Here is a 25,862-nt window from a genome sequence, read left to right as displayed (position 1 = left end):
TCTAGACTTTCACCTTTTCAGTTCCGTGGGCGGCGGCGCGGTCGCGCCGGTGCGAGACAACCCCCAGCGCCACGCCGGCAACGGCCAGCGCCAAAAGCGTCGCCGCGACGGGCCGGGTCAGAAAGATCGTCGGGTCGCCGTTCGACAGGCTCAGCGACTGCATGATGCGCATTTCGAACATCGGCCCGAGCACCAGGCCGATCACCAGCGGGAAGGCCGGAATGCCGTTGCGGATGAAGAAGCGTCCAACGATGGCGAAGATGACCGTGATCAGCGCGTCCGACAGCCGGTAGTTCTGCGTGTAGGTGCCGATCAGGGCGAGCACGAGGATCGTCGCGCCGATCATGCGCGGGTTGATCTTCGACAGCATGACCACGTATTTCGTCGCGAACAGCAGGAAGACCAGCACGAAGACGTTGAGCAGCAGCAGCGAGATATACAGCCCGGAGATGAACTCCGGATGCTCGGCGAAAAGCTGCGGGCCGGGAATGATGTTGTGGATCATGAACACGGCCAGCACCATCGCCATCAGCGGGTCGGTCGGCACGCCCAGCGACAGGAGCGGCACCAGCACCGTCGAGGTGCAGGCGCTGATCGAGGTTTCCGACGCCACCAGCCCCTCCGGTGACCCCTTGCCGAACGCCTCGGGCTTCTTGGAAAAGCGCCGCGCCAGCGAATAGGACAGGAACTGCGCGCCGAACTCGCCGACGCCGGGCAGCAGGCCCATCACCAGGCCGAGCCCACAGGAGCGCGACAGCGTCTTCGGGAAGCGGAACGCCTCCATCAGCCCGCGAAAGCGGTTGCGGTAGACGAGCGCGCCGGCGTCCGGCCGATGCGTCCTGGTCTCCAGCAGGACGAAGGCCTGCGACATGGCGAACATGCCGATCACCACCGGCACCATCGGCACGCCGCCGAGCAGCCATTGCTGGCCGAAGGTGAAGCGCTGCGTGTTGAACAGCGGCTCGAAGCCGACCGTGCCGAGGAACAGGCCGAGGCCGAGCGACAGAAGCGCCGGCACCACGTGGCGCTGATGCGCCAGGATCACCGAGACCAGCGCCAGCACGGCGACCATCGCGTATTCCGGCGCGCCGAAGCGCTCGGCCACCTTGGCGAGATACGGAGCGAGGAAGATCAGCGCCAGCACCGACACCGTGCCGCCGATGAAGGAGGAGGAATAGGCGATCGACAGCGCTCGATGCGCCTCGCCGCGCTTGGCCATCGGATAGCCGTCATAGGTCGTGAGCACATTGACCGGCGTGCCCGGCACGCGGATCAGGATCGCCGGGATGGCCCCGCCATACCATGCCCCGCCATAGGCGCCGAGCAGCAGCATGACGCCGGCCAGCGGCTCGAGCTGCAGGCTGAACGGCAACAGGATCGCCATGGCGCCCGCCGGCTCCAACCCCGGCACCGCGCCGACGACGATGCCGCAAAGCGCGCCGAACAGCAGCGCCAGGATCACCTGCCAGGTGGCGATATGCTCCAGTCCAAGCAGGATGCTGTCCATCACAGCACCCCGCCCAGCATGTTGCCGACCCAGCCTGGAAAAAGCTTGAGCAGCGGCGACAGCGGAAACCACAGCCCGATGCCCAGCCGGAAGACGACGACAATGGCGACCGTCACCAGCAGAGCAGTCACCACCCAGCGCGCGCCGCGCAGGCCCGACCGCCAGACGATGAACTGCAGGAACACCAGTGTGGCGATGGCAAACCCCAGCCAGGCGACACCGAGCAGATAAAGGCAGAAGTAGAGACTGTATTCGAGCGCCCCGCGAAAGCCGCCTAGCGCCCACAGCGCCCGGCTGCGGAACGCCGCACCGCCGGCGCGCCAATCGGCAACGAACCGCCATGCCATGATGCCGCCGGCCAGGGCCGCCATGCCGAGCGCCAGCAGCGGCCAGTTGATCGGCGCCAGGAACCAGGCCTTGTCGGCCGGCTGCGACCGGGTGGCGAACGGCGCCAGCACGATCAGGACCAGCGTCACCGCCAGAAGCAGCGTCCCGGCAAGCCCCTCGGCCTCGGCGGGGATGTCGTCTTCAGCGTCGTGAACGGTGAAGTCCTGTTCGGTGAACTCCTGTTCGGCTCCGGGCGGTCCGCTATGCGTCATGCGGGCAAGCTCCAATGGGCGAAAGGCGGCAATGGCAGCGCTCCCGGCAGCCGGGCGCGCCGGGTGTCGTTCATTGTGCGTCGAGCGCCTTCACCAGCGCTTCGGCATCGGCATAATCCTTGTCGATGCGCCTGGCCGCCTCCTCGGCGCCCATCCAGTAGACGCCTGCGCCGGTCGCCTTGGCGATCGCCTGCGCCTTGTCGGACATGACGGCTTTCCGGGCGATCGCCGCGAGCTTGTCCTTCACCGCCTGCGGCGTGCCCTTGGGCACGAACAGGCCGTTCCACAGCGTGATGTCGAGACCCGGCACCTGTTCCGACAGAAGGCCCGCATCGGGCAGGATCGACAAAGGCTCGTCCGTATAGGCGGCGATCGCCTTCACCTCCTCGAGGCAGCTCAGCACCGTCGCCATGGTCGTGTTCATCACGTCGACATCGCCATTCTTCAGCGTGCCGCAGTCGAGCATGTCGAACGCTGCGTCGGAGCCGAAACTGAAGCCCAGCTTCTTCGCCGCGACGAAGGTCGCCATGGTCGGCACCAGGTCGTAGCCGAAATGACCAAGCTTGACCGGGTTCGCCTTGGCGTGTTCGGCAAGCTCGGCCATCGTGTCGTAGGGCGCGTCCTTCAACGCGACGAGCGCGAACGGATAGGTCATGAAGATGCCGACCGGCTCGAAATCCTCCCGGCCATAGGCGGCGTTGCCGCGAATGATGTGCATGGTCGGCACGTCGATCACCAGGGAGCCGACCGTATAGCCGTCGGGATCGGAGCCGGCCACCGCCGTGGCACCCTCTACCGCGCCGCCGCCCGGCCGGTTGACCACCTTGGCCGGCACGCCCGTCTCGGCGATCATCTCTTCGGCGATGATACGGGTGAGCTGGTCTTCCAGGTCTCCGGGAGGCCAGGGCACGATGAACGTCACCGGCCGTTCGGGATACTCGGCCATGGCCGGCATTGCGAGGCTTGCTGCCAGCATCGCCGTGCTGGCTAAGAGCGGTAAGAGCTTGCGCATGCGTCGATCTCCTCCGTGGGCTGCCAACAGGCAGCGCTCATTCCCTTGTCGGTTCATTATTTGAACTCATGTTTTACATATAGACTTGCAAACCGCCCTGCTTCCTGTCAAGTTAATTCACACGTGAAGCATTTTTGGAGGAGGCTGCTGATCGATGGGAACTGTTGGCAAGGCCATTTTCCTGCTGGAACTGTTCACCGCCGAGGAGCCCGAGCACGGGCTTTCGGAGCTGGCCCGCAAGGCTGCCTTCGACAAGGCCACGACGCGCCGCCTTCTCGTTTCGCTTGCCACAGGCGGCATGGTCGAGCAGGACGCCGAAAGCCGCCGCTACCGGCTCGGCGCCGGCCTGTCGCGCCTGGCGCGCATCCGCGAGATGCATTTCCCGTTTCTCAAGGTCACCGTCCCCGTGGCGCGCGGCCTTGCCCAGGAGACCGGCGAAACCATCCATGTCTCCGAATACAGCGCCGGCGCGCTGGCAACGGTCCATGTCGAGCTGTCGGCGCGCGCCAACCGCGTCAACGTCGATGTCGGCCAATTGCTGCCGCTGCACGGCACGGCGTCGGGCATCGCCTTCCTCGCCTTCTCGCGTCCCACCGTGATGGAAGCCTGCATGCGCCGAGCCATGGCGGCCTTCACCCCTTACACCGTGACCGCGCCCGACGCGTTGATGACCGCCGTGCAGGCTGCCGCCGCGCGCGGCTATTCGCGTAGCGACCAGGGCTATGAGGAGGGCGTCTCCAGCGTCGCCGCGCCGATCCTCGGCGTCGATGGCTGCGCCATCGGCACCCTGGCCATCGCCTCGCCGCTGTCGCGCATCGACGACACCATCGCCGAGGCGCACGGCCGCGCCGCCATTGACGCCGCGCGCGAAATATCGGCGCGCCTTAGTGGCGAGCCCGTCGCCGCGGCTCTGGAGCGCGCATCATGATGGCGACGAATGCCCCCCGCATCCTGGTGATCGGCACCGGCGACACCAAGGCCGAGGAACTGACCTTCATGCGCGACCGCATCGCCGAGGCGGGCGGCGTGCCTATTCTGCTCGACGTCAGCATTCTGGGCGACCCGCCCTACCGCGCGGACCATGACAAGCATGCCGTTGCCGCCGCTGCCGGCACCACCATTGCCGCCATTGCCGCAAGCGGCGACGAAAACAGCGCCATGGTTCTGATGGCCCGGGGAGCGGCCGGCCTTGCAGCCAGGCTGCATCGCGATGGCGCGATCGACGGCATGATCGCCCTGGGCGGCACGATGGGCACCGATCTAGCGCTCGACGTGGCGCAGGCGCTGCCCATCGGCGTGCCCAAATTCATCGTCTCGACCATCGCCTATTCGCATCTGCTGCCACCCGAGCGGGTCGCCGCCGACCTGATGATGATCCTCTGGGCCGGCGGCCTTTACGGGCTCAACAGCGCCTGCGTCTCCGTGCTGTCGCAAGCCTGCGGCGCGGTCGTCGGCGCGGCCAGGCTCGCCACGCCCGTCATTCGGCAACGGCCGGTCGTCGCCATGAGCTCGCTCGGCAAAAGCTGCCTCAGCTACATGGTGGCACTCAGGCCGGAACTCGAAAGTCGCGGTTATGAAGTGGTGGTCTTCCACACCACCGGCATGGGCGGACGAGCGATGGAATCGATGGCCGCGCAGGGCGGTTTCGCCGCCGTCATGGATTTCAGCCTGCAGGAACTGGCCAACCATATGAACGGTTCGGTGGTCAATTCCGGTCCCGACCGGCTGGAGAATGCCGGCCGCGCCGGCATTCCGCAGATCGTCGCGCCGGGCGCCATCGACATGGTCGACTTCCCCACCTGGCAGCCGACGCCGGAGCGATTCTCCGACCGCCCCTATCATGCCCACAACCGCCTGCTGGCCTCGGTCACCACCGGTCCGGAAGACCGCCGTCGCATTGCCCGCGCCATCGGCGACAAGCTGGCGTTGGCCAAGGGGCCGGTCGCCTTTGTCCTGCCGGCCGGCGGCATCCAGCAATGGGACCAGGCGGGCGAGCCGCTGCACGATGCACAAGGGCTTGCCGCCTTCGTCGACGAAATGCGCGGCGCGGTGCGTGCGCCGGCGACACTCCATGAGATAGACGCGCACATCAACAGTCCCACCTTCGTTGCAACGGTGCTGGCGATCTTCGACGATTGGGTGGCGCGCGGCCTCGTGCCAGCCGGTCAACCCGAAACCGTGGTGGTCGCATGAGCCTTGTGCGCGCATCGGCGCTGGTTCTCGATTTCGGCGGCGTCGTCACGAAAACACTGTTCGAGACGCACCCGGTCACGGAGGCGGCGCTCGGTCTTGCACCCGGCACGCTCACCTGGCGCGGTCCGTTCGACCCGGAAACAGACCCGCTGTGGAGCGCCATGCAGCGCGATGAATTGAGCGAGCGCGACTACTGGCTGACCCGCACGCGCGAGGTCGGCCGGCTGGTCGGCGAGGATTGGCAGCGCATGGAAACCTTCGTGCAAAGGGCGCGCGGCGCCGACGCGCAAGCGGCGATCCGTCCGGAGGCCTTGCAGGCGATCGGCCAGGTCAGGCGCGCCGGCTTCAGGCTTGCCATCCTGTCGAACGAGCTGGATCTGTTCTACGGCGCCGGGTTTCGCGGCAGGCTGCCGTTCCTGGCGCAATTCGACGTCATCGTCGACGCCACCCACACCGGCATTCTCAAGCCGGCCCCGCGCGCCTACCAGGCGGTCACCGCCGCCTTGTCGCTACCGGCGGAGGCGTGCGTCTTCGTCGACGACCAGAAACGCAACATCGACGGTGCGGCGGCGTTCGGCATGCGCACCACCCATTTCGACGTCCGGGCTCCCGGACAATCCTATGCCGAGGCGCTTGCGCATTTCGGCCTGCCCCTCAATTGACCATCAGGACGGACCCGCCATGCGCGACATGAATTTCCTCATCGAGAACAACGGAAAGCCGATCTGGCATCCGATGGCGCATCCCGCCGAAATGCGCGCCAATGCGCCGAAAGTCATCATCAAGGGCGAAGGCGTCCACGTCACCGACCTCGACGGCCGCACCACGCTCGATGCGGTCGGCGGATTGTGGAACGTCAACCTCGGCTACAGCTCAGCGCCGATCAAACAGGCAATGGCCGAACAACTCGACATGCTGCCCTACTATTCCGGCTTCCGTGGCACCTCGACCGCCCCGTCGATCGAGCTCGCCTATGAGCTGGTCGACTGGTTCCGGCCCGAGGGCATGGCGCGCGCCTTCTTCACCTCCGGCGGCTCGGATTCGGTCGAGACCGCCCTGCGCCTCGCCCGGCAATACTGGAAGATCAAGGGCGAGGCCGACCGCACCAAGTTCATCGCCCTGAAGAAGGGCTATCATGGCACCCATTTCGGCGCCGCCTCGGTCAACGGCAACGCCAATTTCCGGCGCAATTACGAGCCGCTCCTGCCGGGGGTGTTTCACATTCCCGCACCCTGGACCTACCGCAATCCCTTCGACGAGACAGACCCCGCGCGCCTGGCAGAACTGTGCGCCCGCGCGCTGGAAGACGAGATCGCCTTCCAGGGCGCCGACACCATCGCCGCCTTCATCATGGAACCGGTGCTTGGCGCCGGCGGCGTCATCGTCCCGCATGAAAGCTTCATGCAGCGCGTGCGCGCCATCTGCGACCGGCACGGCATCCTGCTCATCTCCGACGAGGTGGTGACCGGTTTCGGCCGCACCGGCGCCTGGTCCGGCGCCCGGCTGTGGGGCGTCAAGCCCGACATGATGACGCTCGCCAAGGCCATCACATCGGGCTATTTCCCGCTTGGCGCGACCATGATCGGCGAGACGATGGCCGAGGTCTTCGAAAGCGACAAGTCGAGCTTCGGTTCCATCGGCCACGGCTACACCTATTCCGGCCACCCGGTCGGCTGCGCCGCCGGCCTTGCCGCACTCGCCGAGACCCGCCGCCTCAAGCTGCATGAAAACGCCGCCGCCCGCGGCATGGAACTGGCCACGGCGCTGGCGGCGCTGAAAGCCAGGCATGACATCATCGGCGACGTGCGCAGCCAGGGTTTGATGGCCGCCCTCGAACTTGTCGGCGATCGCGCCACGAAGACGCCCGCCGACAAGCCGACCATGGCGCGCGTCGCCGATGCCGCCTATGAGGCCGGCGTCATGCTGCGCGTCTCGGGCTCGAACATCATCCTGTCGCCGCCACTCATCCTGACCTCCGCGGATGTGGCAACCATCGCCGAAGGGCTGGAAGCCGGTCTCTCGGCCAGGTGACGGTAAGCAGTCAAGACGAGGCACGCCCCCTCGTCATCCCGGCCGACCTCAGGGCTATCCGGGAAGACGGTATGTGCGAATGTCCTGCCCCTTGAAAGGGAGAGGCCTTGCAGCGCCGGGGAGGATGACGCACCCAAGCGTTAATCCTCGAAATCGCCGAACATATCCTGCAGTCGCGCCAGCGTGTCGACGCGGCCGTTGACCCGGTCGCCCAGTTCGACGATCACATTGGCGATCAACAGGTCGAACACGGCGACCATGGTCGCCGCGCCGTCCCAGAGCGGGCCGCGCGCGCCGGGCATGATGATGGGAATGTCGCTCGCCTCATCCACCCAGGTGCAGGCATCGTCCGAAACGAGCAGCACCTTGACGCCGGCGGCACGCGCCTCAAGCGCCAATGTGCGCGCCTTGGCGGCGAAGCGGCGCACATCGGCCAGCACCAGAAGCCGGTTCGGCCCGCTGCCGTCGAGGAGTTCCGCATAGGTGCCGTTGAGCCCGTCGATGAACTGCACCTTCGGGCGGGCGTAGGAGAGCTGCGCGGCGAAATACTGCGCCACGCCGCGCACGTTCTGGTAGGCGGCGACGAACACTTCGTCCGCCTGCACCAGCGCCTCGATCGCCCGCTGCCAGTCGTGCGATACGGTGATCTCGTACATCTTCGTCAGGTCGCCAATCTGCTGTTCGATGAGCTGCGCCAGAAGCCGGCCCTGGCGGATGTCTTCCTGCAGGCGGTCGAACTTGCCCTTGATGTGCCAGGCGCTGCGGCTCGAGCCGTTGCGCATTTCCTGCTTCAGCTCTTCCAGCCCGTCATAGCCGAGCCGGCGCAAATAGCGTCCGACCGTCATCTGGCTGACGCCGACCCTCTCGGCAATCGACTTGGCGGTCTCGAACGGCAGCTCAGCCAGATTCCGCTCGATATAGTTGGCGATCAGGATGTCCGATTTCGTCTGCCGCGCGGCGGGCGCGCGCAGCCGCGCCAGAATGTTGACGGACATGATCCCTGAAACTCCCCTGCGGTCGGCCGTTCCGCCCCCGGCATTCGCCGGGAGCGCTGATCGTCGGCCCTACCTTATTGCGCCGTCTTGATCTGGGTCCAGACCCGGTCGAGCTTGCGGATGTCCTTGCCCAGATCGACGAAGATCTGCAAGCGCTCCATCACCTCCGCCGGCGGATTGATCTCCTGCGAATTGCGGATGTTCTCCGGCGTCAGGGATCGCGCCGGCACGTTCGGCGTGCCGTTGGTCTGCTGCGCGATGTTCAGCGCCGCCACCTCCGGCTGGGTGTAGAATTGCATGAACTTGACCGCATTGTCCTTGTTCGGCGCGGACTTGAGGACGCAGATGTCCTCCTGGTACATGGTCGCGCCCTCTTCCGGGATGATGTAACCGAGCTTCTCCGGTTCGCGGAGCACATCGACCATGGCGCCGACGAAGAAGTGGCCGGCCGCCACGTCGCCGGCCTCGACCATCGGCCGCGATTCATAGGTGAAGGCCGCCACATGGGGCTTCATGTCGATGATCGATTGCGCCGCCAGTTGCAGGTCGTCGGGATCGGCGGAGTTGACCGGCTTGCCGTTCAGCATCAGGCCGACGGCGATCACCTCGCGCATGTCGTCGAGCAGGGTGAACTTCAGGTTCTTCGCCTTGACCGTCTCGATCAGGTCGCGCCAGCCGGTTATGTCCTTGCCCAGCAGGTCGCGATTGTAGACGATGCCGACCGAGCCCCAGGCATAGGGCAGGCAGTATTCGCCGTTCGGATCGGACTGGGCCCGCAGGAACGCCGGGTCGATGTTCTTGAAACCCTCATACTCGTTGATGTTCGTCTTCTCCAGAAGATCGAGCTTCGACATGATGTCATGCATGTGTACGGAGGGAAGGACGATGTCGTAGCTGGTGCCGCCCGGCTGCACTTTGGCCAGCATCTCCTCGTTCGACCCGTAGGTGTCGAGATTGACCTTGATTCCGGTATCGGCCTCGAATTTCTTCAGCACTTCCGGATTGATGTACTCGCCCCAATTGTAGATGTTGAGGACACCGTCCGCCGCCGCCGGAAACGTGGCGAGCGTCACAGCTGCGGTCGTGGCAAACGCTAAGCTGCGCAACGCCTTGAAGCCGGCCGTCCATGGTGTCTGATATGGTCTGGTGGTCCCTTTGTCGGTCATGTTCAGGTCTCCCATTGTGTGTGGAACCCTGCCGCGCCGCGACCATGCCTTCCTTGGGTCATCCGCGAGTGTTGGCTCGCCGTCCGCGCATTGACAAGGCAAGCTGAATGGTATCATCATAACTATATCACGCAACAGATATTTTAATAACAAAAACCCGATGCGGGATAACGAGGCGGAACCCAGGAGGAGTGAAATGGCCGAAAGCATGGTCAGGCTTCAGCGCGCGTGCAAGGCGTTTCCATTGCCCGAGGGCGGCACGGTGACCGCGCTCGACGCGATCGATCTCGAGGTGGCGCGCAACGAGTTCCTGACGCTGCTTGGCCCTTCCGGTTGCGGCAAGACGACCCTGCTGCACGCCATTTCCGGCTTCGTCGAACTGGATGACGGCCGCATCTTCGTCGATGGCGAGGATGTCAGCGACCGCCCGCCGCATCGCCGCCCGGTCAACACCGTCTTCCAGAACTACGCCCTGTTTCCGCACATGACGGTGGGGCAGAACGTCGGCTATGCGCTCGACATCGCCCGCACGCCACGCACCGAGCGCAGCGGCCGTGTCGGTGCCGCGCTGGAGATGGTCGGGCTGGCGGGTCTTGAAAACCGCCTGCCGCGCCAGCTTTCCGGCGGCCAGCAGCAGCGCGTGGCGCTGGCGCGCGCCATCATAGCGCGGCCCAAGCTTCTTCTGCTCGACGAACCCTTGTCGGCCCTCGACCGCAAGCTGCGCCAGTCCATGCAGATCGAGCTGAAGACGCTGCAGGCCGAACTCGGCATCTCCTTCATCTTCGTCACCCACGACCAGGAAGAGGCGCTGACCATGTCGAACCGGGTCGCGGTGCTCGACGGCGGGTCGATCCAGCAGATCGACACGCCGCGCGCCGTCTACAACAACCCGGCCAACGCCTTCGTCGCGTCGTTCGTCGGCGCCAGCAATTTGTTTCAGGGAATGTTGCAGAGCGGCCGGGTGATGACCGCCCAGGGCGACGTCATCAGCACGGACGCGGCAGCGGCCGGCAGCGCCCGCGTGACCGCGCTTTTACGACCCGAGCAGTTCACCATCGCCAATGGCGGCGGCAATGGCGCGGCCGCTAAGCTCGATATCGGCATCCGGCAGATTGTCTTCACGGGCGCCGGTTATGAAGTCCACGGGCGCACCATGAATGGTCACGATGTGGTCGCGGCGATCGCCGCCGCCCAGCAAGCCCAGGTGGCCAGCGCGGAGATCTCGCGCAAGGCGACGCTCCTCTACGATCCGGCCGCCGTGCACATCATCGCCGGCGGCGGGGACCGGTCATGAGCGGGTTCAGCCGGCGCAGCCGCGCGCGGGCGCAGCTTGCCCTGCTGCTCGGACCCGTTTCGCTTTTCCTCGCCATTTTCCTCGCCGGGCCGCTGATCATCATGCTGATCTACAGCTTCCTGGCGCCCGGCCTCTACGGCGGTGTCGAGTGGGAATTCTACCCGCACAATTTCGGCCGCATTCTCGGCTTCGCCGACCCGGAATTCGAGATCTTCGACCCGGTCTACATCGCCATCTTCCTGCGCTCGCTGCGCATCGCGCTGACGACGGTGCTGATTACGCTTCTGGTCTGCTACCCGGCCGCCTTTCAGATCAGCCGGCTGTCGGATCGCTGGAAATCCTTCGCCCTGTTCCTCATCACCCTGCCCTTCTTCGCCAGCCTGATCGTCCGCCTGTTCATCTGGATCCTGATCCTGAAGAAGACCGGTTTCATCAACGTCGCGCTGAGCGAACTGGGGCTCATCGACACGCCGCTGGAGCTGATCTACACCGAAGGCGCCGTCGTGCTGGGCATGGTCTACATCTTCATCCCGTTCATGTTCCTGCCGGTCTATGCCAGCGTCGAGAAACTCGACTGGACGCTCGTGCGCGCCTCGCAGGATCTCGGCGCCAACGGGTTCCAGACCTTCCGCCGCGTGATCCTGCCATTGACCCTTCCCGGCGTGATCGCCGGTTCGATCATCGTCTTCATACCGGCGCTGGGCAATTTCGTCGTGCCCGCCGTGCTCGGCGGGGCGAAATCGCTAATGCTCGGCAATCTCATCGAGCAGCAATTCCTGGCGGCGCGCAACTGGCCGTTCGGCGCCGCGCTCGCCATGCTGGTCATGACGATCGTCCTGGCCCTGCTGTTCATCTACATCCGTTACGAGGCGCGGCGCGGCGACGACGCGCCCGTCATCCGCTAGGAGGCACCATGCGCTTCGCCAGAAGGATCGGCACCACCGGGCTCATTGTCTACACGCTTCTCTTCTTCGCCTTCATCTATCTGCCGATCGCCCTGATCGTCGTCTATTCCTTCAACGCCGACCCGGTGAACATGATGCGCTGGTCGGGTTTCACCATCGATTGGTACAGGCAGATCTTCGGCTTCAGGAACGCAGCGTCGGAAGCGGCCCTCTACATCGAATCGACCGACCAGCTGATCGCCGCCGTGCGCACCAGCCTGATCGTCGCCGCTTCCACCACCGTCATCGCCACGGTGCTCGGCACGGCCACCGCACTCGCCGTCTACCGCTTCAATTTCTTCGGCAAGCGCTTCTACCGCGTGCTGTTGTTCGTGCCGATGCTGATGCCGGACATCGTGCTCGGCATCGCCCTCCTGATCTTCTTCGTCGGCGTCGGCATATCGCTCGGCATCGGCACGATCATCATCGGCCAATGCACGTTTCTCATCTCCTACGTCTTCATCGTCGTCTCGGCCCGGCTTGCCGGCATGGACCGCTCGCTGGAAAACGCCTCCGCCGACCTCGGCGCCAACGAATGGACGACCTTCCGGCGCATCATCCTGCCGCAGGTGATGCCCGGCGTTGTCGGCGGGGCGCTGCTGGCCTTCATCATCTCCATGGATGACCTGGTCATCACCTATTTCATCTCCGGCACGTCGACCCAGACGCTGCCCATCTTCATCTTCGGCATGCTCCGGCGCGGCATCAAACCGGAGGTCAATGCGATCGCTACGGTGATGCTCTTGTTCTCCTTCACGATCGCCGCCGCCGGTCTCTATCTTCGCCGACGCAACCGCTAGATCGGATCAAGTTCATGAGCAAAAAAGACCCTGCGATCCGCGCCCGCGACCTCGGCCTCGACCTTGCCGGCGAATCTGGGCCGTTCAATGCCATTACCGATGTCGCGGGCATCGCGGTCGGAATGACCACGCTGATCGAAGACACGCCACGTCCCGGCCGCGCCAGGCCCGCCCGCACCGGCGTGACCGCCATCCTGCCGCGCGGCCTGGAGGAAACGCCAACCCCGGTCTGGGCCGGCGTCCACCGCTTCAACGGCAATGGCGAGATGACCGGCACGCATTGGATCGAGGATGGCGGTTATTTCCTCGGGCCGGTGCTTCTGACCAACACCCATGCCGTCGGCGTCGCCCACCAGGCGGCGACGCGCTGGATGCTGCAGCGCCACGCGCGAACCTTCGATGACAACCATCCCATCTGGCTGATGCCGGTCGTCGCCGAAACCTATGACGGTCTCCTCAACGACATCAACGGCCTGCCGGTATCGGAGACCGACGTGCTGGCCGCGCTGGATGCCGCGCGACCCGGTCCCGTTGCCGAAGGCAATACAGGCGGCGGCACCGGCATGGTGTGCTACGAATTCAAGGGCGGCACCGGCACCGCCTCGCGCCGCCTCGAGATCGGCGGCCAGGCGCACACGATTGGCGTTCTCGTGCAGGCCAATCACGGCATTCGCGACTGGCTGAGCATACTCGGCGCGCCGGTCGGCCGGCACCTGCGCGAGAACCGCGTCCTCCAGGATACGGGCGAGCGCGGCTCCATCGTCGTCGTCATCGCCACCGACATTCCCATGGCGCCACATCAATTGGCCCGCCTCGCGCGGCGCGGCTCCATCGGCATCGGCCGCGGCGGCACCTGCGGCGGAAACTCGTCCGGCGACATCTTCCTCGCCTTCACCACCGCCAACGAGCGCCCCCTGCCGCATCAGACGCCACCGCGCTTCACCATCGAGATGGTCAATGACGATCTGTTCGACCCCATCTACGAGGCTGCCATCCAGGCCACGGAAGAAGCGGTCATCAACGCCATGGTGGCAGCGCGCGACATGGGCGGCACGCCATACGACCGCGCCCGCGTGACCGCGATCGATCATGCCGCGATGGTCGATATCCTGGGCCGGTATGGGCGGCTGAGAGCCTAACGCCCGCGCCGCTTCCCGGCGCCGTGATTGACAGAGCCGGCAGATTGATTAACATGTTAAATTATAAGGAGGCGGTCGACTGGCCGTTGTTGTATCGCCGGTCGCGGCGATGCGGGCGTGGAGGCGCCCGGTGGGTGTCCGGCATCGCATCGATGCCGCGACGGCCGATTGACGCAGCAGGGGAGGATTGTCCATGCGAACGGCAGAGCCGCAACTGCGCGTGCGGGCCGACGGAGACGCGTTCATCGCCACGTCGCGCCAGCTCTTCGGCCCGATCAGGCAGGTTTTTTCCACCGCTTTGCCGCCGGCCAGGCCCAAGCTGGTGTCGATCGACCTCAGCGCCTGCCGATTGAGCCGCATTCAGGCAGCCGCCCATTCGGTGATCGGCGATCGCGCCATGCGCCGCAGCTTCGATCCCGACTCCGTCAAGATCCTGATGCAGCTCAACGGCCACACACGCTTCGCCCAGGATGCCGTCACCGTCGATCTGGAGGCCCGTTCGGCCATCGTCTACGATCCGGTCTACACCTATTCACTGCAGAATTTCAGCAATGTCGACCAACTCATCCTGCAGGTGCCGCGTACCACCTGCGGCGGCAACACGCTGGCGCGGCTGGCCCGGCCCCTCGTGCTTCCTTCCGAGGAACACAGCCTGGTGCGCATCGTCTACAGCCTGATGCAGATGGCGATCAAGGAAGCCGACAAGCTTGATGAAGCCGGCTGCCGGCGTGTCGGCGACAGCCTGATCCAGCTGGTGCACGGCCTGGTCCACGCCGGTGAAGACGAGGCGCCCGGACGGTTGACACCGCTCAATGCGCTGCGCGCGCGCATCGTCGGCTATATCGACGTGCATATCGGCCAGGGCGATCTGTCGCTCGACGAAATCGCCCGGCAGATGGGCTGTTCGCGCCGCTATCTCCACCGCGCTTTCGAGAACGAGGAGGTGACGCTGGAACGCTTCATCTGGGAGCGTCGGCTGGAGGCCAGCCGTTCGGCGCTGCTGGCGCCGGAAAACGGCGCGCTGTCGATCTCGGAAGTGGCGTTCGCCTGCGGCTTCAACTCGAGCGCCCATTTCTCGCGCGCCTTCAAGGGCCGCTACGGCATTGCCCCGCGCGCCCTTAGGGAACGGGTGCGGGCGGCATTGCATTGAGGCGTGGACATGAGACATTCCGGCATGGACCCTCGGGTCGGGGCCCGAGGGTGACGAATGGTAGGGGTGGCCATGTCAATCGTGGACGTCGAAGGTTTACACCACGTTTCTGCAATTCGTCATGCCCGGCCCCCGAGCCGGGCATCCATTCCGTGACGCTCAATGAAGAGCGCCGACCTCAGGCCCGCCCCCTGAAACGCAGCCGCATGATGCCGTTCGGCATGAACAGCATCACCAGGATGATCGCCAGGCCGGAAAAGATCGGATGCAGTTCGGGAAAGAAGATGTTGGCGTAGGAAAACACCACCGTTACCGCCAGGGCGCCGATGACCGGGCCGAGCACCGTGCCCGAGCCGCCGATGACGGCGATCAGGATCGGATACAGCGTCCAGTTGAGGTTGAGGAAGCCCTCCGGGCTGACGTGAAACAGGTAGTAGGCCTGCAGGCAGCCGGCCATGCCGGTGAAGAAGGCGCCGAGCGCGAAGGCGACGAGCTTGTATTTCAGCACGTTGACGCCGTTCGACGAGGCCGCCATCTCATCGTCGCGAATGGCCACGAGCGCCAGGCCGAGGCTCGAGCGGCGAATCCAGAAGATCAGCAGCGTCAGCCCCGCCGCCAGGCCGAGGCCAAGCCAGTAATGCGGCCTCAAGCTCTCGTACAGGCTCGACGGCAGGACGATGCCGAACGGCCCTCCCGTATAGGAACCGCCCTTGACGAAGGCGACGCGGACGATCTCGCCGAAGCCCAGCGTGCCGAGGGCGAAATAGTCGCCGCGCAGCTTCGACAGAAGCGGAAAGCCGATCACCAGCGCAAACGCCGCCGCCACCAGGCCGCTGGCGATGAGGGTCAGCGGGTCGAAATAGTAGACATGCTCGGCGCCGAACAGCCCACGCGACCACACCAGCGCCGCCGTATAGGCGCCAAGGCCGAAAAAGGCGTGCTGGCCGAGGCTGATCTGCCCGGTGTAGCCGGCGACCAGGTTCCAGGCCTGGCCGATGATCGTGTAGAGGAAGAACAGATACAGGAGAAAGAACAGGTAGCTGTCGGCGGCGCCGGGGACGAACGGCAGCAACGCCAGGGCTGCGACGATGATGGCCGAAAGGCCGATAATGCGTTTTTCCCTGGTCACGGTCAGGCCTTCTTGAACGAGGTGGCGAACAATCCCTCCGGGCGGAACATCAGCACCAGCAGGAACACGGCGTAGGCGATGGCATCGGCCCAGCCGGCACTGATGAAGAAGGAAGAGAAACTCTCGATCAGGCCGAGCAGGATGCCGCCGAGCAGCGCCCCCACGACATTGCCGATGCCGCCCAGCGCCAGCGCGATCAACGCTTTCAGCGCAAAGCTGAAACCGTAATAGGGATCGAACGGATAGGTGGTGGCGAGCGCCACACCGGCAGCTCCGGCAAGCGCGAAGCCGATGGCGAAGGCGATGGCGTTGACCCGGTGCGGATCGATGCCCATCAGCATCGCGGCCTGCATGTTTTCCGACGCAGCCCGCACCGCCTTGCCGACCAGCGTGCGGCGCAGGAACAGAACCACGGCGGCGGTTGCCGCCAGTGCGATGACGAGGCTGATCGAGCGGGTGACGGAAATACGCGAACCGAACACTTCGAAGCCCACCGCCGTGTAGGAGGTGATGATCGACTTCGGGTTCGGGGTCCAGACGAAGGAGATGACGTTCTGCACCAGGAACATCAGCCCGACGGCGATCAGCAGCGAGGTGTTCTTGTCGGCCATCGCCGCCGCCTTTCGAAACAGGAAGCGATAGGTCGTCGCACCCGTGGCGAAAGCCAATGGCGCAACCACGACGAGCGACAGATAGGGATCGAGGCCGAACGTGTTGAACAGCCAGTAGACCACATAGGCCGCCAGGACGATGATCGTTCCCTGGGCGATGAAGATGATGCGCATCGTGCCGAAGATCAGGCTGAGGCCAACGGCGGCCACGCCGTACATGGCGCCGAACAGCACGCCGTTGATGAAGATTTCGACGACCAGTCGAACGGATAGAATATCGAGCATCGGCTAGTCGAGCGCTCCCATATAGGTTTTCTGCACCTGCGGATTTTCCAGAAGCGCAGCGGCTTCGCCCTGCATCGCCACATGGCCGGTTTGCAGCACATAGGCGCGGTCGGCCGCCTTCAGTGCCTGGCGGATGTTCTGCTCGACCAGGAGCAGCGTCACCCCTTCATCGTGCAGCCGGGCGATCAGCTCGAACATCTGGCGCACGACCAACGGGCTGAGGCCCAGCGAAGGCTCATCGAGGATGAGCAGCTTCGGCCGCGCGATGAGCGCCCGGCCGATGGCCAGCATCTGCTGTTCGCCGCCGGACAACGAACCGGCCTTCTGGCCGCGCCGTTCCTTCAGCTTGGGAAACAGCGTGAAGACATGGTCGAGCGAGGCGGCAAAGTGCGGCCGCACATGCGCCAGATAGGCGCCAAGCTCCAGATTCTCCTGCACCGTCAACTGCGTGAACAGGCCACGCCCCTCCGGCACATGGCTGATGCCGCGCGCGGTGATTTCCTGCGCCGGGACGCCGACCAGCGTTTCGCCGCGAAACAGGATGTCCCCGGACAGCGGCTCGAGCAGGCCCGAGATGGCGCGCATCAGCGTCGACTTGCCGGCGCCATTGGCGCCGACGACGGAAACGACCGTGCCCTCGTCCACATGCGCGGACACGTCCCACAGCGCCTGCACGTCGCCATAGGCAACGCTCAGGTCTTTGATTTCAAGAAGATGGTTCACCGAGATACGCTTCTATCACCTTGGGATTGACGATGGTTTCCGCCGGCGTGCCGTCGGATATCTTGACGCCGTGGTCGAGCACCACGACCCGGTCGCAGACGCGCATGATGGCATCCACCTTGTGCTCGACCCACAGAACCGACAGGCCGCGTTCATCGCGCGCGCGGCGAATGACCTGAATCATCTCCTCGATTTCCGAGGCGTTCAGGCCGGCCATCGGCTCGTCCAGCAGAATGACGCGCGGACGCGAAGCCAGCGCACGGGCCATTTCGAGCAGGCGCCGCGCCGACAGCGTCATGTGCTCGGTGATCAGGTCGCGGCTGGCGGCCAGGCCGACCAGCTCCAGCGCCTCATCACAGGCGCGCCCCGCATCCGCCATGGCCCCCCCGCCATAAACGGCGGCGACCATCACATTCTCCCGCGCCGTCATCGTCAGATAGGTGCGCACCAGTTGGAAGGTGCGCGCCACCCCAAGCCGGCAGATGCGGTGCGGCGGCGCGCCCGTGATGCGCTTGCCGTCCAGAAAGACAATCCCCTCCTCCGGCCGGTAAAGCGCGGTCACGACATTGAACAGGGTGGACTTGCCGGCCCCGTTCGGACCGATCAGGCCGACAATCTGGTTGGCGTCGACCTGCAGATCGACGGAACTCAGCACCGTCAACCCGCCAAAGCGCTTGGTGATGCGTTCCAGTTTCAGGACGGGTTCAGGCATGCGGCGTGCTTTTCCAACAGGCATTTCAAGACGGGTGAAGGACGGAGCCGAAGGCCCCGGGCCTGTGCGAACCCGGCGGGGCCGGTGACAGGCCCCGCCGGCGCCTGCTTCAGCGCTCGCCCCAGGGCTTCATCATCTTCACCTGCCAGCCGCCGTCGACCGGCGGGTAGAACAGCATCTGCTGCTTTTCCCACCATTGGTTGGCGGTGCTTTCGATCAGCGCCAGGCCCGCATCGTTGAACTGCAGATCACCGACCACCGTGTCCTTGTACTCGCCGCCCACCACGGCATCCCGCACGGCGGCGGAATCGGTCGTGCCCACCCGCTCGATGGCTCTGAACAGCACCTGCGCGTTGGCGTAGAAGGCGCCGATCGTCACCGAGGGCTTGTGGAATTCGGCCGTATAGCACTCACCGAGCTCCTTGCTGCCGGTGAAGGGGAAGTCCTGCGACCAGAAACCGTCGGAAATGACGTAGTCGGAATCCGAACCCAGCGCCTCGGCGAACTCGCCCGTCCAGGTGCCCTTCCAGCCGTGCAGGTATTTGACGCTCAGGCCGAGCTCCTTCATCTGGCGCACCAGGGTGATGGAGTCCGACGGCGAGCCGAAGATCAGCAGCGCATCGACATTGTTTGCCTTCATTTTCAGGATGTTGGCCGAGTAATCCTTGGCGCCGACGGCCCACGGCTCGTCGACGGCGAAGGTGTAGCCATACTGTTTGGCGAAGGCGCGGAAGCCCTCGCCGAAACCGTGCCCGTCGGGCGTGTCTTCCGACAGCAGCGCCGGGTTCTTCGGGCGGTCGGCCTCGGGCAGGTCGTTCCAGATCTTGAACGGCACTTCCGCCGCGCTCGGCGCCGTGAAGAAGAACAGGGCCGACCATTTGAAATTCTGCGGCGACCACATGAAGGGGAAGCACGTGGTCATCATGTAGAACTTCTTGTACTTCTCGGCGACGATGGCGCCGGCGACGACCAGGCGCACCGGCAGTTTCTTGCCCGCTTCCTTGATGAAGATGCCGCCGGCCTCGTTGATGTCCTTGACGGCGAGCTCGTACGCCCAGCGCTGCTCCTGTCCGTCGGCGGCCAGCGGACCGGTCAATGAGACCGGCGCGCCGATGACGATTTCGCCGTCGGCGGCCTGCGCCGCGCCGAAAAGTCCAAGGGCCAGTCCACACCATAAGATCAGGCCCGCAAGCATTCCTCTTAGAACCATTGTCATAAGCTTCCTCCCGTGGATTGGCCGAACCGGCGCTATGGCCAGCCCGCTATGAAGTTCCACAGCGCCTCAGCGCATTGCCTCCGCGACGTTCTTCGTGTCGGTGAACTGCTCGAAATGAACGGCCTTGCCGTCCTCCATGTCCCACACATGCACGACGCGCGCCGCCATCGGTTTTCCGGTCCTGCGGTAGCGGCCGGAGTACGTGCCGATGCCGATCACCGTCGCGCCGCCATCGACCAGCTTTTCCAGCGAGAACGTGTAGCCGTCCCAGTCCTCGCCGATCCGCTTGAAGACGCCGGCGATGATCGCTTCCGGCCCGACATAGGTTCCCGCATAGGGGAATCCCGCCATCTCCACCCAGACGGTCTTTTCGGTGATGGGCGCCATCATCGCATCGATGTCCTTCGCGTCGGACCCGGCGTAATGCGCCTTGATTGCCTCGAAATTCTCACGCATGCGTTTGTTCCGCCGGTCAGACCGGCGCCCTGCCTTCCGCGTAGATGGTGACCGACTTCTTCTCGATGAAAGCGCCGGCCGGCTTGTTCTCGATGGCGCCCGTGCTGGCGACACCGAGGAATTTTCCGGTCGAGCGCATGCTGTCCCAGTCGTAGAAGAACAGTGAGGCGACCGGGATGATGAATTCGCGGAAACCGAACACATACTGGTTTTCGGCAAACTTGTAGGTGGTGGCGAGATCGACATCGCCATGGCCGCGCTGCACACCGACGAGGTTCTGCCAGGCATAGCGCTCAGCGCTCAGATAGACGTGTTCGTAGAGATGGTTGGGGCTGTACTCGTAGTGCGCGGTCAGGCCGATCAGGTCGCGCGTCGGCGCCGGCTTGAAGCCGGTCGGCGCAACCTTGGGATCGCCCAGAACGCCGGGCATGTAGGTCTGCGCCACGCGCGGCTCGCCGGGCGCCTCGTCGGCGGGGCGTACGCGCTCGCGCACCGACAGGACACGCCGTGTCGCCGGTGCGACGATGAAGGCCTCGTCCTCGGCGGAACTGGCGGCGAACACCATGTTGATGAAGAACACGCCGGGCGCCACTTCCAGCGCCTCATACCAGTCCGCGCCGGCCTTGTCCGCCTCGCTCCAGGCAACGGTGTCGGAGGCTGTGAAGGCAAGGTCGATCTGCCGGTCGTCGTCGAGCGTGATCTTGAAGTTCTGCCCGACCAGCGCATCGGTGGTCGGCAGGCGGTTGGTGGCGATGCCGGCGGAGAAATCGTCAAAGTGCTTCCAGTCGGCCGGTCTTGCCTGATCGTTCATCAATAAATCACCCCATCGCTTCGGCAAGCGTGCACACCCTGAGGTGCAGATCACCTTGCCTGCGATACTGAAGATTTGCTTCCCGGACGTCTTGTCCGAGCGGGAACTTTGTTTTGACTGAAAGCGCACTTGCGCGTCGGCCTTCTTGAACACTGGCCGCGCCGGCCATACCGAGTGGATGGACGGACCGGATCGACTGCTGGAAACCCCGGAAACTATCTGGAAAGCGAGGCGGCCCTCATGCGGCGCGGCTGAGGCGATGGGAAACGACATGCAGGCCTATGACTACATCATCGCCGGCGCCGGCTCGGCCGGCTGCACGCTCGCCAACCGGCTGGTCACGGCCGGCAAGCGCGTCCTCCTCATCGAGGCCGGACCGGCCGACAACAGCCGCTTCATCGGCATGCCGGCGACGTTCGCCAAGGTGATCGGCACGGCGCGCAGCTGGATCCATCAATCCGAGCCGGAGGAAGCGGTCGGCGGGCGCCGCCTGCCGATCCCCCAAGGGCGGACGCTAGGCGGCGGCTCGTCGATCAACGCCATGCTCTACATTCGCGGCCAGGCGGCGGACTATGATGGCTGGCGCGACCTCGGCTGCCCGGGCCGGGGCTGGCAGGACGTGCTGCCGGTCTTCCGGCGGCTGGAACGCAATGAACGGCTGGCGGACCAGCATCATGGGGCCGAAGGGCCGCTACCGGTCTCCGATCCACGCCATCGCCATCCCCTGTCGCTTGCCTATGTGCGCGCCGCGCAGCAAGCCGGATTTCACTACAATGACGATTTCAACGGCGCGGCCCAAAACGGCGTCGGGTTCTACCAGACCACCACCGAAGGTGGCGAACGGCGCTCGGCATCGGCCGTTTTCCTAAAGCCGATCCGCGACAATCCCAACCTGACGGTCGTCACCGATGCGCTGGTGACGGGGCTGACGCTGGAGAACGGCGCGGCGACAGGTCTCTCCTATCGTGTCACCGGCGCCGGCCCCGTTTCAGCCACGGCACGCGAGGAAGTCATCCTGGCCGCCGGCGCGCTCGGCACGCCGAAACTGATGATGCTGTCGGGCCTTGGCCCGGCCGGGCATCTGGCCGAACATGGCATTGCCGTGCGACGCGACATGCCCGGTGTCGGCCGCGACCTGCAGGATCATGTTGCCGCGCCGGTCTACGCGCTGACGCGTGAGCCGATCTCGCTTCTGGGCGAGGATCGCGGCTTTCGGGCCCTGCGCCACGGCTTGCAGTATCTTCTGTTCCGCAACGGGCTGCTCGCCTCGAACGTGGTCGAGAGCGGCGGCTTTTTCGACACGGATGGCGATGGGCGGCCGGACGTGCAATTCCACGTTCTGCCGGTGATGATCGCCGGCGCCGAGCATGGCGCAGTCCAGCAGCATGGCATGGAATTGAACCCGTGCGTGTTGCGGCCCAGATCGCGCGGGCAAGTGCAATTGCGTTCCGCCGAACCGGCCGAACCGATCCGCTTCACCACCGGCTTCCTGTCGCATCCCGACGACATGGCGACGCTGATCGCCGGCCTCAGGATCGCCCGGCATATCCTGCGACAGCCGGCGCTGCAGGCGGTGGTGCGTCAGGAATTCGCCCCCGGCGGTGCTGACGATCTGCCGGATGAAGCGCTCGCGGCGCATGTCCGCGAACACGCCAAGACGGTGTATCACCCCTCGAGAACCTGCCGCATGGGCACGGACGACGGCGCGGTGGTCGACCCGCAATTGCGCGTGCGTGGCGTGCCGCGCCTGCGCATCTGCGATGCCTCGGTGATGCCGCGCCTGATCAGCGGCAACACGAACGCACCGACCATCATGATCGCCGATCGCTGTGCCGACTTCATCCTCGGCGAAGCGTGACCGGCTCCCTGGCATTAGACCGGTTCATCGTTTCATTGAAACGCTGTCCCACTCTATCTCGTTGTTTTTCCGCGTTTATGCGGACGTCAGGTGATTCCACCTGACTGCAAAAGGCTATAGCGGTCATCGCTTCGAAGGCGGTGTCGGCGTCTTCTTGCCCCTGTCGAACCGCCCGGCCTGGAAGCGGACCGCCCCTGGCCGTCGACCCGCGTCCGTGTCAGGGCGCGACGATCGGCGTCGCCTTCAGCACGGATTCGCCGACCGGCGTGTCGGCAAACAGGCTCCCCTCCTCGAACCAGGAGCGCGGCGCGGCCGCTCCCCACAGCGTCTGGCGCTGCGGATCCTTCAGATCCCAGCGGATCGGCTCATGGTCGGGATCGACCGTCTGGTAATCCGAACAGTAGATTTCGACGCGATGCATGTCGGGATCGCGGACGTAGAGAAAGAAGGCGTTGGAAATGCCGTGCCGGCCCGGGCCGCGCTCGATATTGCCGACATAGCCGGTGGTCGCCATCAGGTCGAGCAGGTCGATGATGTTGAGCGGCGTCGGCACCCAGAAGGCGATGTGATGCAGGCGTGGTCCGCGCCCGTTGGTAAAGGCCATGTCGTGCACGCCGCCCTTGCGGTGCATCCAGGCGGCCCACAGGCGACCCGTCTCCTCGTCCTCCGTATACTCGGTCACACGGAAGCCGAATTCACTGTAGAAGGCGGCGGATTCATCGACATTGGTCGAGAAGACGTTGAAATGATCGATGCGCAGCGGCTTGACGCCTTTGTACAAGGCATAGTGCTGGTGGATCGGCGGCAGCCGGTCCATCCGCACGTAGAACTCGATCGGCACGCCGTGAATGTCGCGCGTCCGCAAGGTGCGCGACTGGAACGGCCGCTCGACCCACTCGACCGGCAACCCCTTGGCGCGGAAAAAGGCTTCGGCCTTCTCCAGGTCGGCATCGCCATAGAGTTTGAAGGCCAGGTAATCGACCGCCGGCGTCTCGCCGCGGCGCAGCACCAGGCAATGATGGCCCCGCTCTTCCATGGCGCGCAGCGTGATCATCTCGCTGTCTTCATGGGTCACCTGCAGGCCGAGTGTGTCCGCGTAGAAGGCGCGGCTCGCCTCAAGATCGCGCACCGTGTAGCAGACATGGCTCAGCCGAACGACATTGAAGGATGGGTAGAGATTGGGCGCCGGTACCGGCATGGTGTCCTCCCGAGAAGCTTGAGCAACTTGCAGCCAGGTGGAAACACCTGACATCCGCATGAATGCGGTTGAAAGAAACAAACATCAGCCGCCGAGCTTGGGGATCGCGTGCTCGGCCGTGGCGAAAGCGATGTTCTTGGTTTCCATGTAAAAGTCGAACGACCAGTCCCCGCCGTCGCGGCCGATGCCCGAATTCTTGACGCCGCCGAACGGCGTCGGCAAGTGACGGACATTCTCCGAATTTACCCAAATCATGCCGGCCTGCAGGCCGTCGCTGAAACGCAACGCCCGCGTCACGTCACGGGTCCACAGATAGCCCGTCAGACCGTAGTCGACATCGTTGGCGAGCGACAGGGCCTCGGTCTCGTCCCTGAAGGGAATGGCCGTCAGCACCGGGCCGAAGATTTCTTCCTGGGCGATGCGCATGCCGTTATTGGCGTGGGTGAACAGGGTCGGCGCCACGTAACAGCCGCCGCCCGGTCCATCCGCCTTTGCGCCGCCGGCGGCAATCGTCGCGCCCTCCTGCCGGGCGATGTCGAAATAGGACAGGACCTTCTTCTCGTGCTCGGGATGGATCAGCGGGCCGACGACCGTCTCGGGATCGAGCGGATGGCCGATCTTGATCCGTTTGGCCTTCTCGGCGACCATTTCCGTGAAGGCGTCGTAGATGCTCTCCTCGACCAGAAGACGCGACGAAGAGGTGCAGCGCTCGCCATTCAGCGAATAGATCATGAACACGGCCGAGTCGGCGGCCCGCTCGAGATCGGCATCGGCAAAGACCACCACCGGGTTCTTGCCGCCGAGCTCGAAATGCACCCGCTTCAACGTGTCGGCGCCCTGGCGCATGATGTGCTGGCCGGTGCGGCTCTCGCCGACGAAGCCGATCGCCTTGATCGCCGGATGCTCCGTCAGCGCCTTACCGGCCCCGTCGCCCATGCCGTTGACCAGGTTCCACACGCCTTTCGGCAGGCCCGCCTCCTCGGCGATCTCGACCAGCAGGCTTGCCGTCAGCGGCGAGAACTCGGCGGGCTTGTGGACAATGGTGCAACCGGCGGCCAGCGCCGGTGCGATCTTCCAGGTGGACAGCATGAACGGCGTGTTCCACGGCGTGATGATGCCGACCGGGCCGATCGGCACGCGCGTCGTGACGTTGAGCTGGCCCGGCGCGCGCAGCGCCTGGCCGTCGCGCGCCGACGGCGCACGGTCGGCGAAGAAGCGAAAATTCTCCGCCCCGCGCAGCGCCGCCTTCGACATGAAGCGCAGCGCCTGGCCGGTGTCCATGCACTCGACGAAAGCGATCTCCTCGGCCCGTTCGACGATCGCGTCGGCGATCTTGTGCAGGAGCTTCTTGCGCGCCCCGCCGTCCATCGCCGCCCATTCGGGAAACGCCGTGCGCGCCGCCTCGGCGGCGGCATTGACGTCCTCGGCGCCACCCAGCGCCACCTGCGCCAGCGGTTTCAGGTCGACCGGCGAAATGGTCTCGAAGGTCTGGCCCGAGGCGGCCGGCACCACGGCGCCGGCGATGCGGTTCAACACCCCCTTGTCGCGGAAGCGGGCCAGATAGGTTTCCGCCTTCTTCAGGTTCTCCTCTAGTTTGGACATCAAGCCTCCTGCTTCCCGTCGCGCAAGCGTGGGTGATCGTCGCGCAGGCGTGGGTGAATTGTATTTTTCTTCCAGCTCGTCTCGGGATCGATCTCGCAAAGTTCGAACGACAGGGCGAAATGCGGCCGCGCGAGCAGCGGCGCGCAGAATGCCGAGAGCGCCTCGAAGACACGCTCGCCCGCCGCCTTGCGCACCTCCAGCGGCCGCCCGGCGCCGATCCTGACCATCAGGTGCAGGAAGGCGTTTTCCGGCAGCCCGTCGGCGATGGCGTAGGCATCGCAGCGATGCGCCCGCACACGAATGCCGCCTTTTTCGAAGACGCCGGTTTCGACCGCCACCCGCAAGGTGGAATCGCACAGCGCCCCGATATCGAGATGCCGCTCGAGGTTAGCCGAATACTCGAAAATGAAGTGCGGCATGACGCCTCCAGA

The 25,862-nt window shown here is 65.1% G+C and carries 25 protein-coding genes; 10 read left to right on the top strand and 15 right to left on the bottom strand.

All coding sequences use genetic code 11. The features are described 5' to 3' along the window. Position 1: 1 nt before the first annotated feature. From AB843_RS10415 to AB843_RS10405, 3 genes are all read right to left on the bottom strand, one after another. Complete coding sequence (locus AB843_RS10415; protein WP_048646780.1) at positions 2-1,507, bottom strand: tripartite tricarboxylate transporter permease; 1,506 nt, start codon at positions 1,505-1,507, stop codon at positions 2-4. After that, on the bottom strand, positions 1,507-2,106 hold the full coding sequence (locus AB843_RS10410; protein ID WP_048646779.1) for a hypothetical protein: 600 nt from the start codon (positions 2,104-2,106) through the stop codon (positions 1,507-1,509). The genes AB843_RS10415 and AB843_RS10410 overlap by 1 nt, the downstream gene beginning before the upstream one ends. A gap of 70 nt (positions 2,107-2,176) precedes the next feature. Then, a complete protein-coding gene (locus tag AB843_RS10405) occupies positions 2,177-3,118 on the bottom strand; it encodes a tripartite tricarboxylate transporter substrate binding protein (RefSeq protein WP_048646778.1) in 942 nt (313 codons plus the stop codon). A 154-nt stretch (positions 3,119-3,272) separates the two neighbouring features. On the opposite strand from AB843_RS10405, the gene AB843_RS10400 reads away from it, so the two are divergent. From AB843_RS10400 to AB843_RS10385, 4 genes are read left to right on the top strand one after another with little or no spacing between them, the layout of a single operon-like run. Then, complete coding sequence (locus AB843_RS10400; RefSeq protein ID WP_048646777.1) at positions 3,273-4,046, top strand: IclR family transcriptional regulator; 774 nt, start codon at positions 3,273-3,275, stop codon at positions 4,044-4,046. Next, positions 4,043-5,311, top strand: a complete 1,269-nt coding sequence (locus AB843_RS10395) for a Tm-1-like ATP-binding domain-containing protein (protein ID WP_048646776.1) — start codon at positions 4,043-4,045, stop codon at positions 5,309-5,311. The genes AB843_RS10400 and AB843_RS10395 overlap by 4 nt, the downstream gene beginning before the upstream one ends. Next, positions 5,308-5,973: an HAD-IA family hydrolase gene (locus AB843_RS10390; protein ID WP_048646775.1), complete on the top strand. Its 666-nt coding sequence runs from the start codon at positions 5,308-5,310 to the stop codon at positions 5,971-5,973. The genes AB843_RS10395 and AB843_RS10390 overlap by 4 nt, the downstream gene beginning before the upstream one ends. A gap of 19 nt (positions 5,974-5,992) precedes the next feature. Beyond that, entirely contained in the window at positions 5,993-7,342 is a 1,350-nt protein-coding gene (locus AB843_RS10385) for an aminotransferase class III-fold pyridoxal phosphate-dependent enzyme (protein WP_048646774.1), read from the top strand. Between the two features lie 140 nt (positions 7,343-7,482). Here the strand turns inward: AB843_RS10385 and AB843_RS10380 are convergent, their stop codons facing one another. Next, positions 7,483-8,337 carry a MurR/RpiR family transcriptional regulator gene (locus tag AB843_RS10380; protein WP_048646773.1) on the bottom strand — a complete coding sequence of 285 codons (855 nt, stop codon included), beginning with the start codon at positions 8,335-8,337 and terminating at the stop codon, positions 7,483-7,485. 74 nt (positions 8,338-8,411) lie between these two features. Further along, positions 8,412-9,503 (bottom strand): polyamine ABC transporter substrate-binding protein, encoded by a 1,092-nt coding sequence (locus AB843_RS10375; RefSeq protein ID WP_082143784.1) that lies wholly within the window; start codon positions 9,501-9,503, stop codon positions 8,412-8,414. 196 nt (positions 9,504-9,699) lie between these two features. On the opposite strand from AB843_RS10375, the gene AB843_RS10370 reads away from it, so the two are divergent. From AB843_RS10370 to AB843_RS10350, 5 genes are all read left to right on the top strand, one after another. Further along, the gene (locus AB843_RS10370; RefSeq protein WP_048646772.1) at positions 9,700-10,797 is read left to right on the top strand and encodes an ABC transporter ATP-binding protein; all 1,098 of its coding nucleotides are present in this window, start codon (positions 9,700-9,702) and stop codon (positions 10,795-10,797) included. Continuing rightward, complete coding sequence (locus tag AB843_RS10365) at positions 10,794-11,702, top strand: ABC transporter permease (protein WP_048646771.1); 909 nt, start codon at positions 10,794-10,796, stop codon at positions 11,700-11,702. The genes AB843_RS10370 and AB843_RS10365 overlap by 4 nt, the downstream gene beginning before the upstream one ends. Positions 11,703-11,710: 8 nt before the next feature. Further along, the gene (locus tag AB843_RS10360) at positions 11,711-12,541 is read left to right on the top strand and encodes an ABC transporter permease (protein WP_048646770.1); all 831 of its coding nucleotides are present in this window, start codon (positions 11,711-11,713) and stop codon (positions 12,539-12,541) included. Positions 12,542-12,555: 14 nt separating this feature from the next. Next, entirely contained in the window at positions 12,556-13,680 is a 1,125-nt protein-coding gene (locus AB843_RS10355) for a DmpA family aminopeptidase (protein ID WP_048646769.1), read from the top strand. A gap of 193 nt (positions 13,681-13,873) precedes the next feature. Next, positions 13,874-14,830 (top strand): AraC family transcriptional regulator, encoded by a 957-nt coding sequence (locus AB843_RS10350; protein ID WP_048646768.1) that lies wholly within the window; start codon positions 13,874-13,876, stop codon positions 14,828-14,830. 178 nt (positions 14,831-15,008) lie between these two features. On the opposite strand, the gene AB843_RS10345 is transcribed toward AB843_RS10350, so the two are convergent. The 7 genes from AB843_RS10345 to AB843_RS10315 form a co-directional block, all read right to left on the bottom strand. Next, complete coding sequence (locus AB843_RS10345) at positions 15,009-15,959, bottom strand: branched-chain amino acid ABC transporter permease (protein ID WP_048646767.1); 951 nt, start codon at positions 15,957-15,959, stop codon at positions 15,009-15,011. 2 nt (positions 15,960-15,961) lie between these two features. Further along, positions 15,962-16,855 (bottom strand): branched-chain amino acid ABC transporter permease, encoded by an 894-nt coding sequence (locus AB843_RS10340; RefSeq protein ID WP_048646766.1) that lies wholly within the window; start codon positions 16,853-16,855, stop codon positions 15,962-15,964. A 3-nt stretch (positions 16,856-16,858) separates the two neighbouring features. Next, positions 16,859-17,578, bottom strand: coding sequence for an ABC transporter ATP-binding protein (locus AB843_RS10335; protein WP_048646765.1), 720 nt, complete (start codon positions 17,576-17,578; stop codon positions 16,859-16,861). Then, positions 17,562-18,290 carry an ABC transporter ATP-binding protein gene (locus AB843_RS10330; RefSeq protein ID WP_048646764.1) on the bottom strand — a complete coding sequence of 243 codons (729 nt, stop codon included), beginning with the start codon at positions 18,288-18,290 and terminating at the stop codon, positions 17,562-17,564. The genes AB843_RS10335 and AB843_RS10330 overlap by 17 nt, the downstream gene beginning before the upstream one ends. Before the next feature lie 109 nt (positions 18,291-18,399). After that, entirely contained in the window at positions 18,400-19,506 is a 1,107-nt protein-coding gene (locus AB843_RS10325; RefSeq protein ID WP_082143763.1) for an amino acid ABC transporter substrate-binding protein, read from the bottom strand. A gap of 66 nt (positions 19,507-19,572) precedes the next feature. Then, complete coding sequence (locus AB843_RS10320; protein WP_048646762.1) at positions 19,573-19,962, bottom strand: nuclear transport factor 2 family protein; 390 nt, start codon at positions 19,960-19,962, stop codon at positions 19,573-19,575. Between the two features lie 16 nt (positions 19,963-19,978). Next, positions 19,979-20,773, bottom strand: coding sequence for a MoaF C-terminal domain-containing protein (locus AB843_RS10315; RefSeq protein WP_048646761.1), 795 nt, complete (start codon positions 20,771-20,773; stop codon positions 19,979-19,981). A 271-nt stretch (positions 20,774-21,044) separates the two neighbouring features. Here AB843_RS10315 and AB843_RS10310 point away from each other — a divergent pair, with 271 nt between their 5' ends. Continuing rightward, positions 21,045-22,631: a GMC family oxidoreductase gene (locus tag AB843_RS10310; RefSeq protein ID WP_048646901.1), complete on the top strand. Its 1,587-nt coding sequence runs from the start codon at positions 21,045-21,047 to the stop codon at positions 22,629-22,631. Positions 22,632-22,848: 217 nt separating this feature from the next. On the opposite strand, the gene hpaD is transcribed toward AB843_RS10310, so the two are convergent. From hpaD to AB843_RS10295, 3 genes are all read right to left on the bottom strand, one after another. Further along, the gene (gene hpaD / locus AB843_RS10305) at positions 22,849-23,829 is read right to left on the bottom strand and encodes a 3,4-dihydroxyphenylacetate 2,3-dioxygenase (RefSeq protein WP_048646760.1); all 981 of its coding nucleotides are present in this window, start codon (positions 23,827-23,829) and stop codon (positions 22,849-22,851) included. Between the two features lie 84 nt (positions 23,830-23,913). Continuing rightward, on the bottom strand, positions 23,914-25,431 hold the full coding sequence (gene hpaE / locus AB843_RS10300; RefSeq protein ID WP_048646759.1) for a 5-carboxymethyl-2-hydroxymuconate semialdehyde dehydrogenase: 1,518 nt from the start codon (positions 25,429-25,431) through the stop codon (positions 23,914-23,916). Continuing rightward, positions 25,431-25,850: a 5-carboxymethyl-2-hydroxymuconate Delta-isomerase gene (locus AB843_RS10295; protein WP_048646758.1), complete on the bottom strand. Its 420-nt coding sequence runs from the start codon at positions 25,848-25,850 to the stop codon at positions 25,431-25,433. Before AB843_RS10295 ends, hpaE begins: the two co-directional genes overlap by 1 nt. Between the last annotated feature and the right edge of the window lie 12 nt (positions 25,851-25,862).

Source organism: Nitratireductor soli (assembly GCF_001050155.1).
Taxonomy (GTDB): domain Bacteria; phylum Pseudomonadota; class Alphaproteobacteria; order Rhizobiales; family Rhizobiaceae; genus Nitratireductor; species Nitratireductor soli.
Note: the sequence above shows the minus strand (reverse complement) of the source record. Positions and strands in the feature narration are given on the sequence as shown.

Bases quoted from the DNA above. Each gene is read 5' to 3' on its own strand.
- AB843_RS10295 (WP_048646758.1), bottom strand. From the start codon at position 25,850: ATGCCGCACTTCATTTTCGAGTATTCGGCTAACCTCGAGCGGCATCTC.
- AB843_RS10410 (WP_048646779.1), bottom strand. From the start codon at position 2,106: ATGACGCATAGCGGACCGCCCGGAGCCGAACAGGAGTTCACCGAACAG.
- AB843_RS10315 (WP_048646761.1), bottom strand. From the start codon at position 20,773: ATGAACGATCAGGCAAGACCGGCCGACTGGAAGCACTTTGACGATTTC.
- hpaE (WP_048646759.1), bottom strand. From the start codon at position 25,431: ATGTCCAAACTAGAGGAGAACCTGAAGAAGGCGGAAACCTATCTGGCC.
- AB843_RS10405 (WP_048646778.1), bottom strand. From the start codon at position 3,118: ATGCGCAAGCTCTTACCGCTCTTAGCCAGCACGGCGATGCTGGCAGCA.
- AB843_RS10375 (WP_082143784.1), bottom strand. From the start codon at position 9,503: ATGACCGACAAAGGGACCACCAGACCATATCAGACACCATGGACGGCC.
- AB843_RS10310 (WP_048646901.1), top strand. From the start codon at position 21,045: ATGCAGGCCTATGACTACATCATCGCCGGCGCCGGCTCGGCCGGCTGC.
- AB843_RS10350 (WP_048646768.1), top strand. From the start codon at position 13,874: ATGCGAACGGCAGAGCCGCAACTGCGCGTGCGGGCCGACGGAGACGCG.
- AB843_RS10370 (WP_048646772.1), top strand. From the start codon at position 9,700: ATGGCCGAAAGCATGGTCAGGCTTCAGCGCGCGTGCAAGGCGTTTCCA.
- AB843_RS10395 (WP_048646776.1), top strand. From the start codon at position 4,043: ATGATGGCGACGAATGCCCCCCGCATCCTGGTGATCGGCACCGGCGAC.
- AB843_RS10330 (WP_048646764.1), bottom strand. From the start codon at position 18,290: ATGCCTGAACCCGTCCTGAAACTGGAACGCATCACCAAGCGCTTTGGC.
- AB843_RS10380 (WP_048646773.1), bottom strand. From the start codon at position 8,337: ATGTCCGTCAACATTCTGGCGCGGCTGCGCGCGCCCGCCGCGCGGCAG.
- AB843_RS10320 (WP_048646762.1), bottom strand. From the start codon at position 19,962: ATGCGTGAGAATTTCGAGGCAATCAAGGCGCATTACGCCGGGTCCGAC.
- AB843_RS10390 (WP_048646775.1), top strand. From the start codon at position 5,308: ATGAGCCTTGTGCGCGCATCGGCGCTGGTTCTCGATTTCGGCGGCGTC.
- AB843_RS10415 (WP_048646780.1), bottom strand. From the start codon at position 1,507: ATGGACAGCATCCTGCTTGGACTGGAGCATATCGCCACCTGGCAGGTG.
- AB843_RS10365 (WP_048646771.1), top strand. From the start codon at position 10,794: ATGAGCGGGTTCAGCCGGCGCAGCCGCGCGCGGGCGCAGCTTGCCCTG.
- AB843_RS10360 (WP_048646770.1), top strand. From the start codon at position 11,711: ATGCGCTTCGCCAGAAGGATCGGCACCACCGGGCTCATTGTCTACACG.
- AB843_RS10385 (WP_048646774.1), top strand. From the start codon at position 5,993: ATGCGCGACATGAATTTCCTCATCGAGAACAACGGAAAGCCGATCTGG.
- AB843_RS10400 (WP_048646777.1), top strand. From the start codon at position 3,273: ATGGGAACTGTTGGCAAGGCCATTTTCCTGCTGGAACTGTTCACCGCC.
- AB843_RS10355 (WP_048646769.1), top strand. From the start codon at position 12,556: ATGAGCAAAAAAGACCCTGCGATCCGCGCCCGCGACCTCGGCCTCGAC.
- hpaD (WP_048646760.1), bottom strand. From the start codon at position 23,829: ATGCCGGTACCGGCGCCCAATCTCTACCCATCCTTCAATGTCGTTCGG.
- AB843_RS10340 (WP_048646766.1), bottom strand. From the start codon at position 16,855: ATGCTCGATATTCTATCCGTTCGACTGGTCGTCGAAATCTTCATCAAC.
- AB843_RS10325 (WP_082143763.1), bottom strand. From the start codon at position 19,506: ATGACAATGGTTCTAAGAGGAATGCTTGCGGGCCTGATCTTATGGTGT.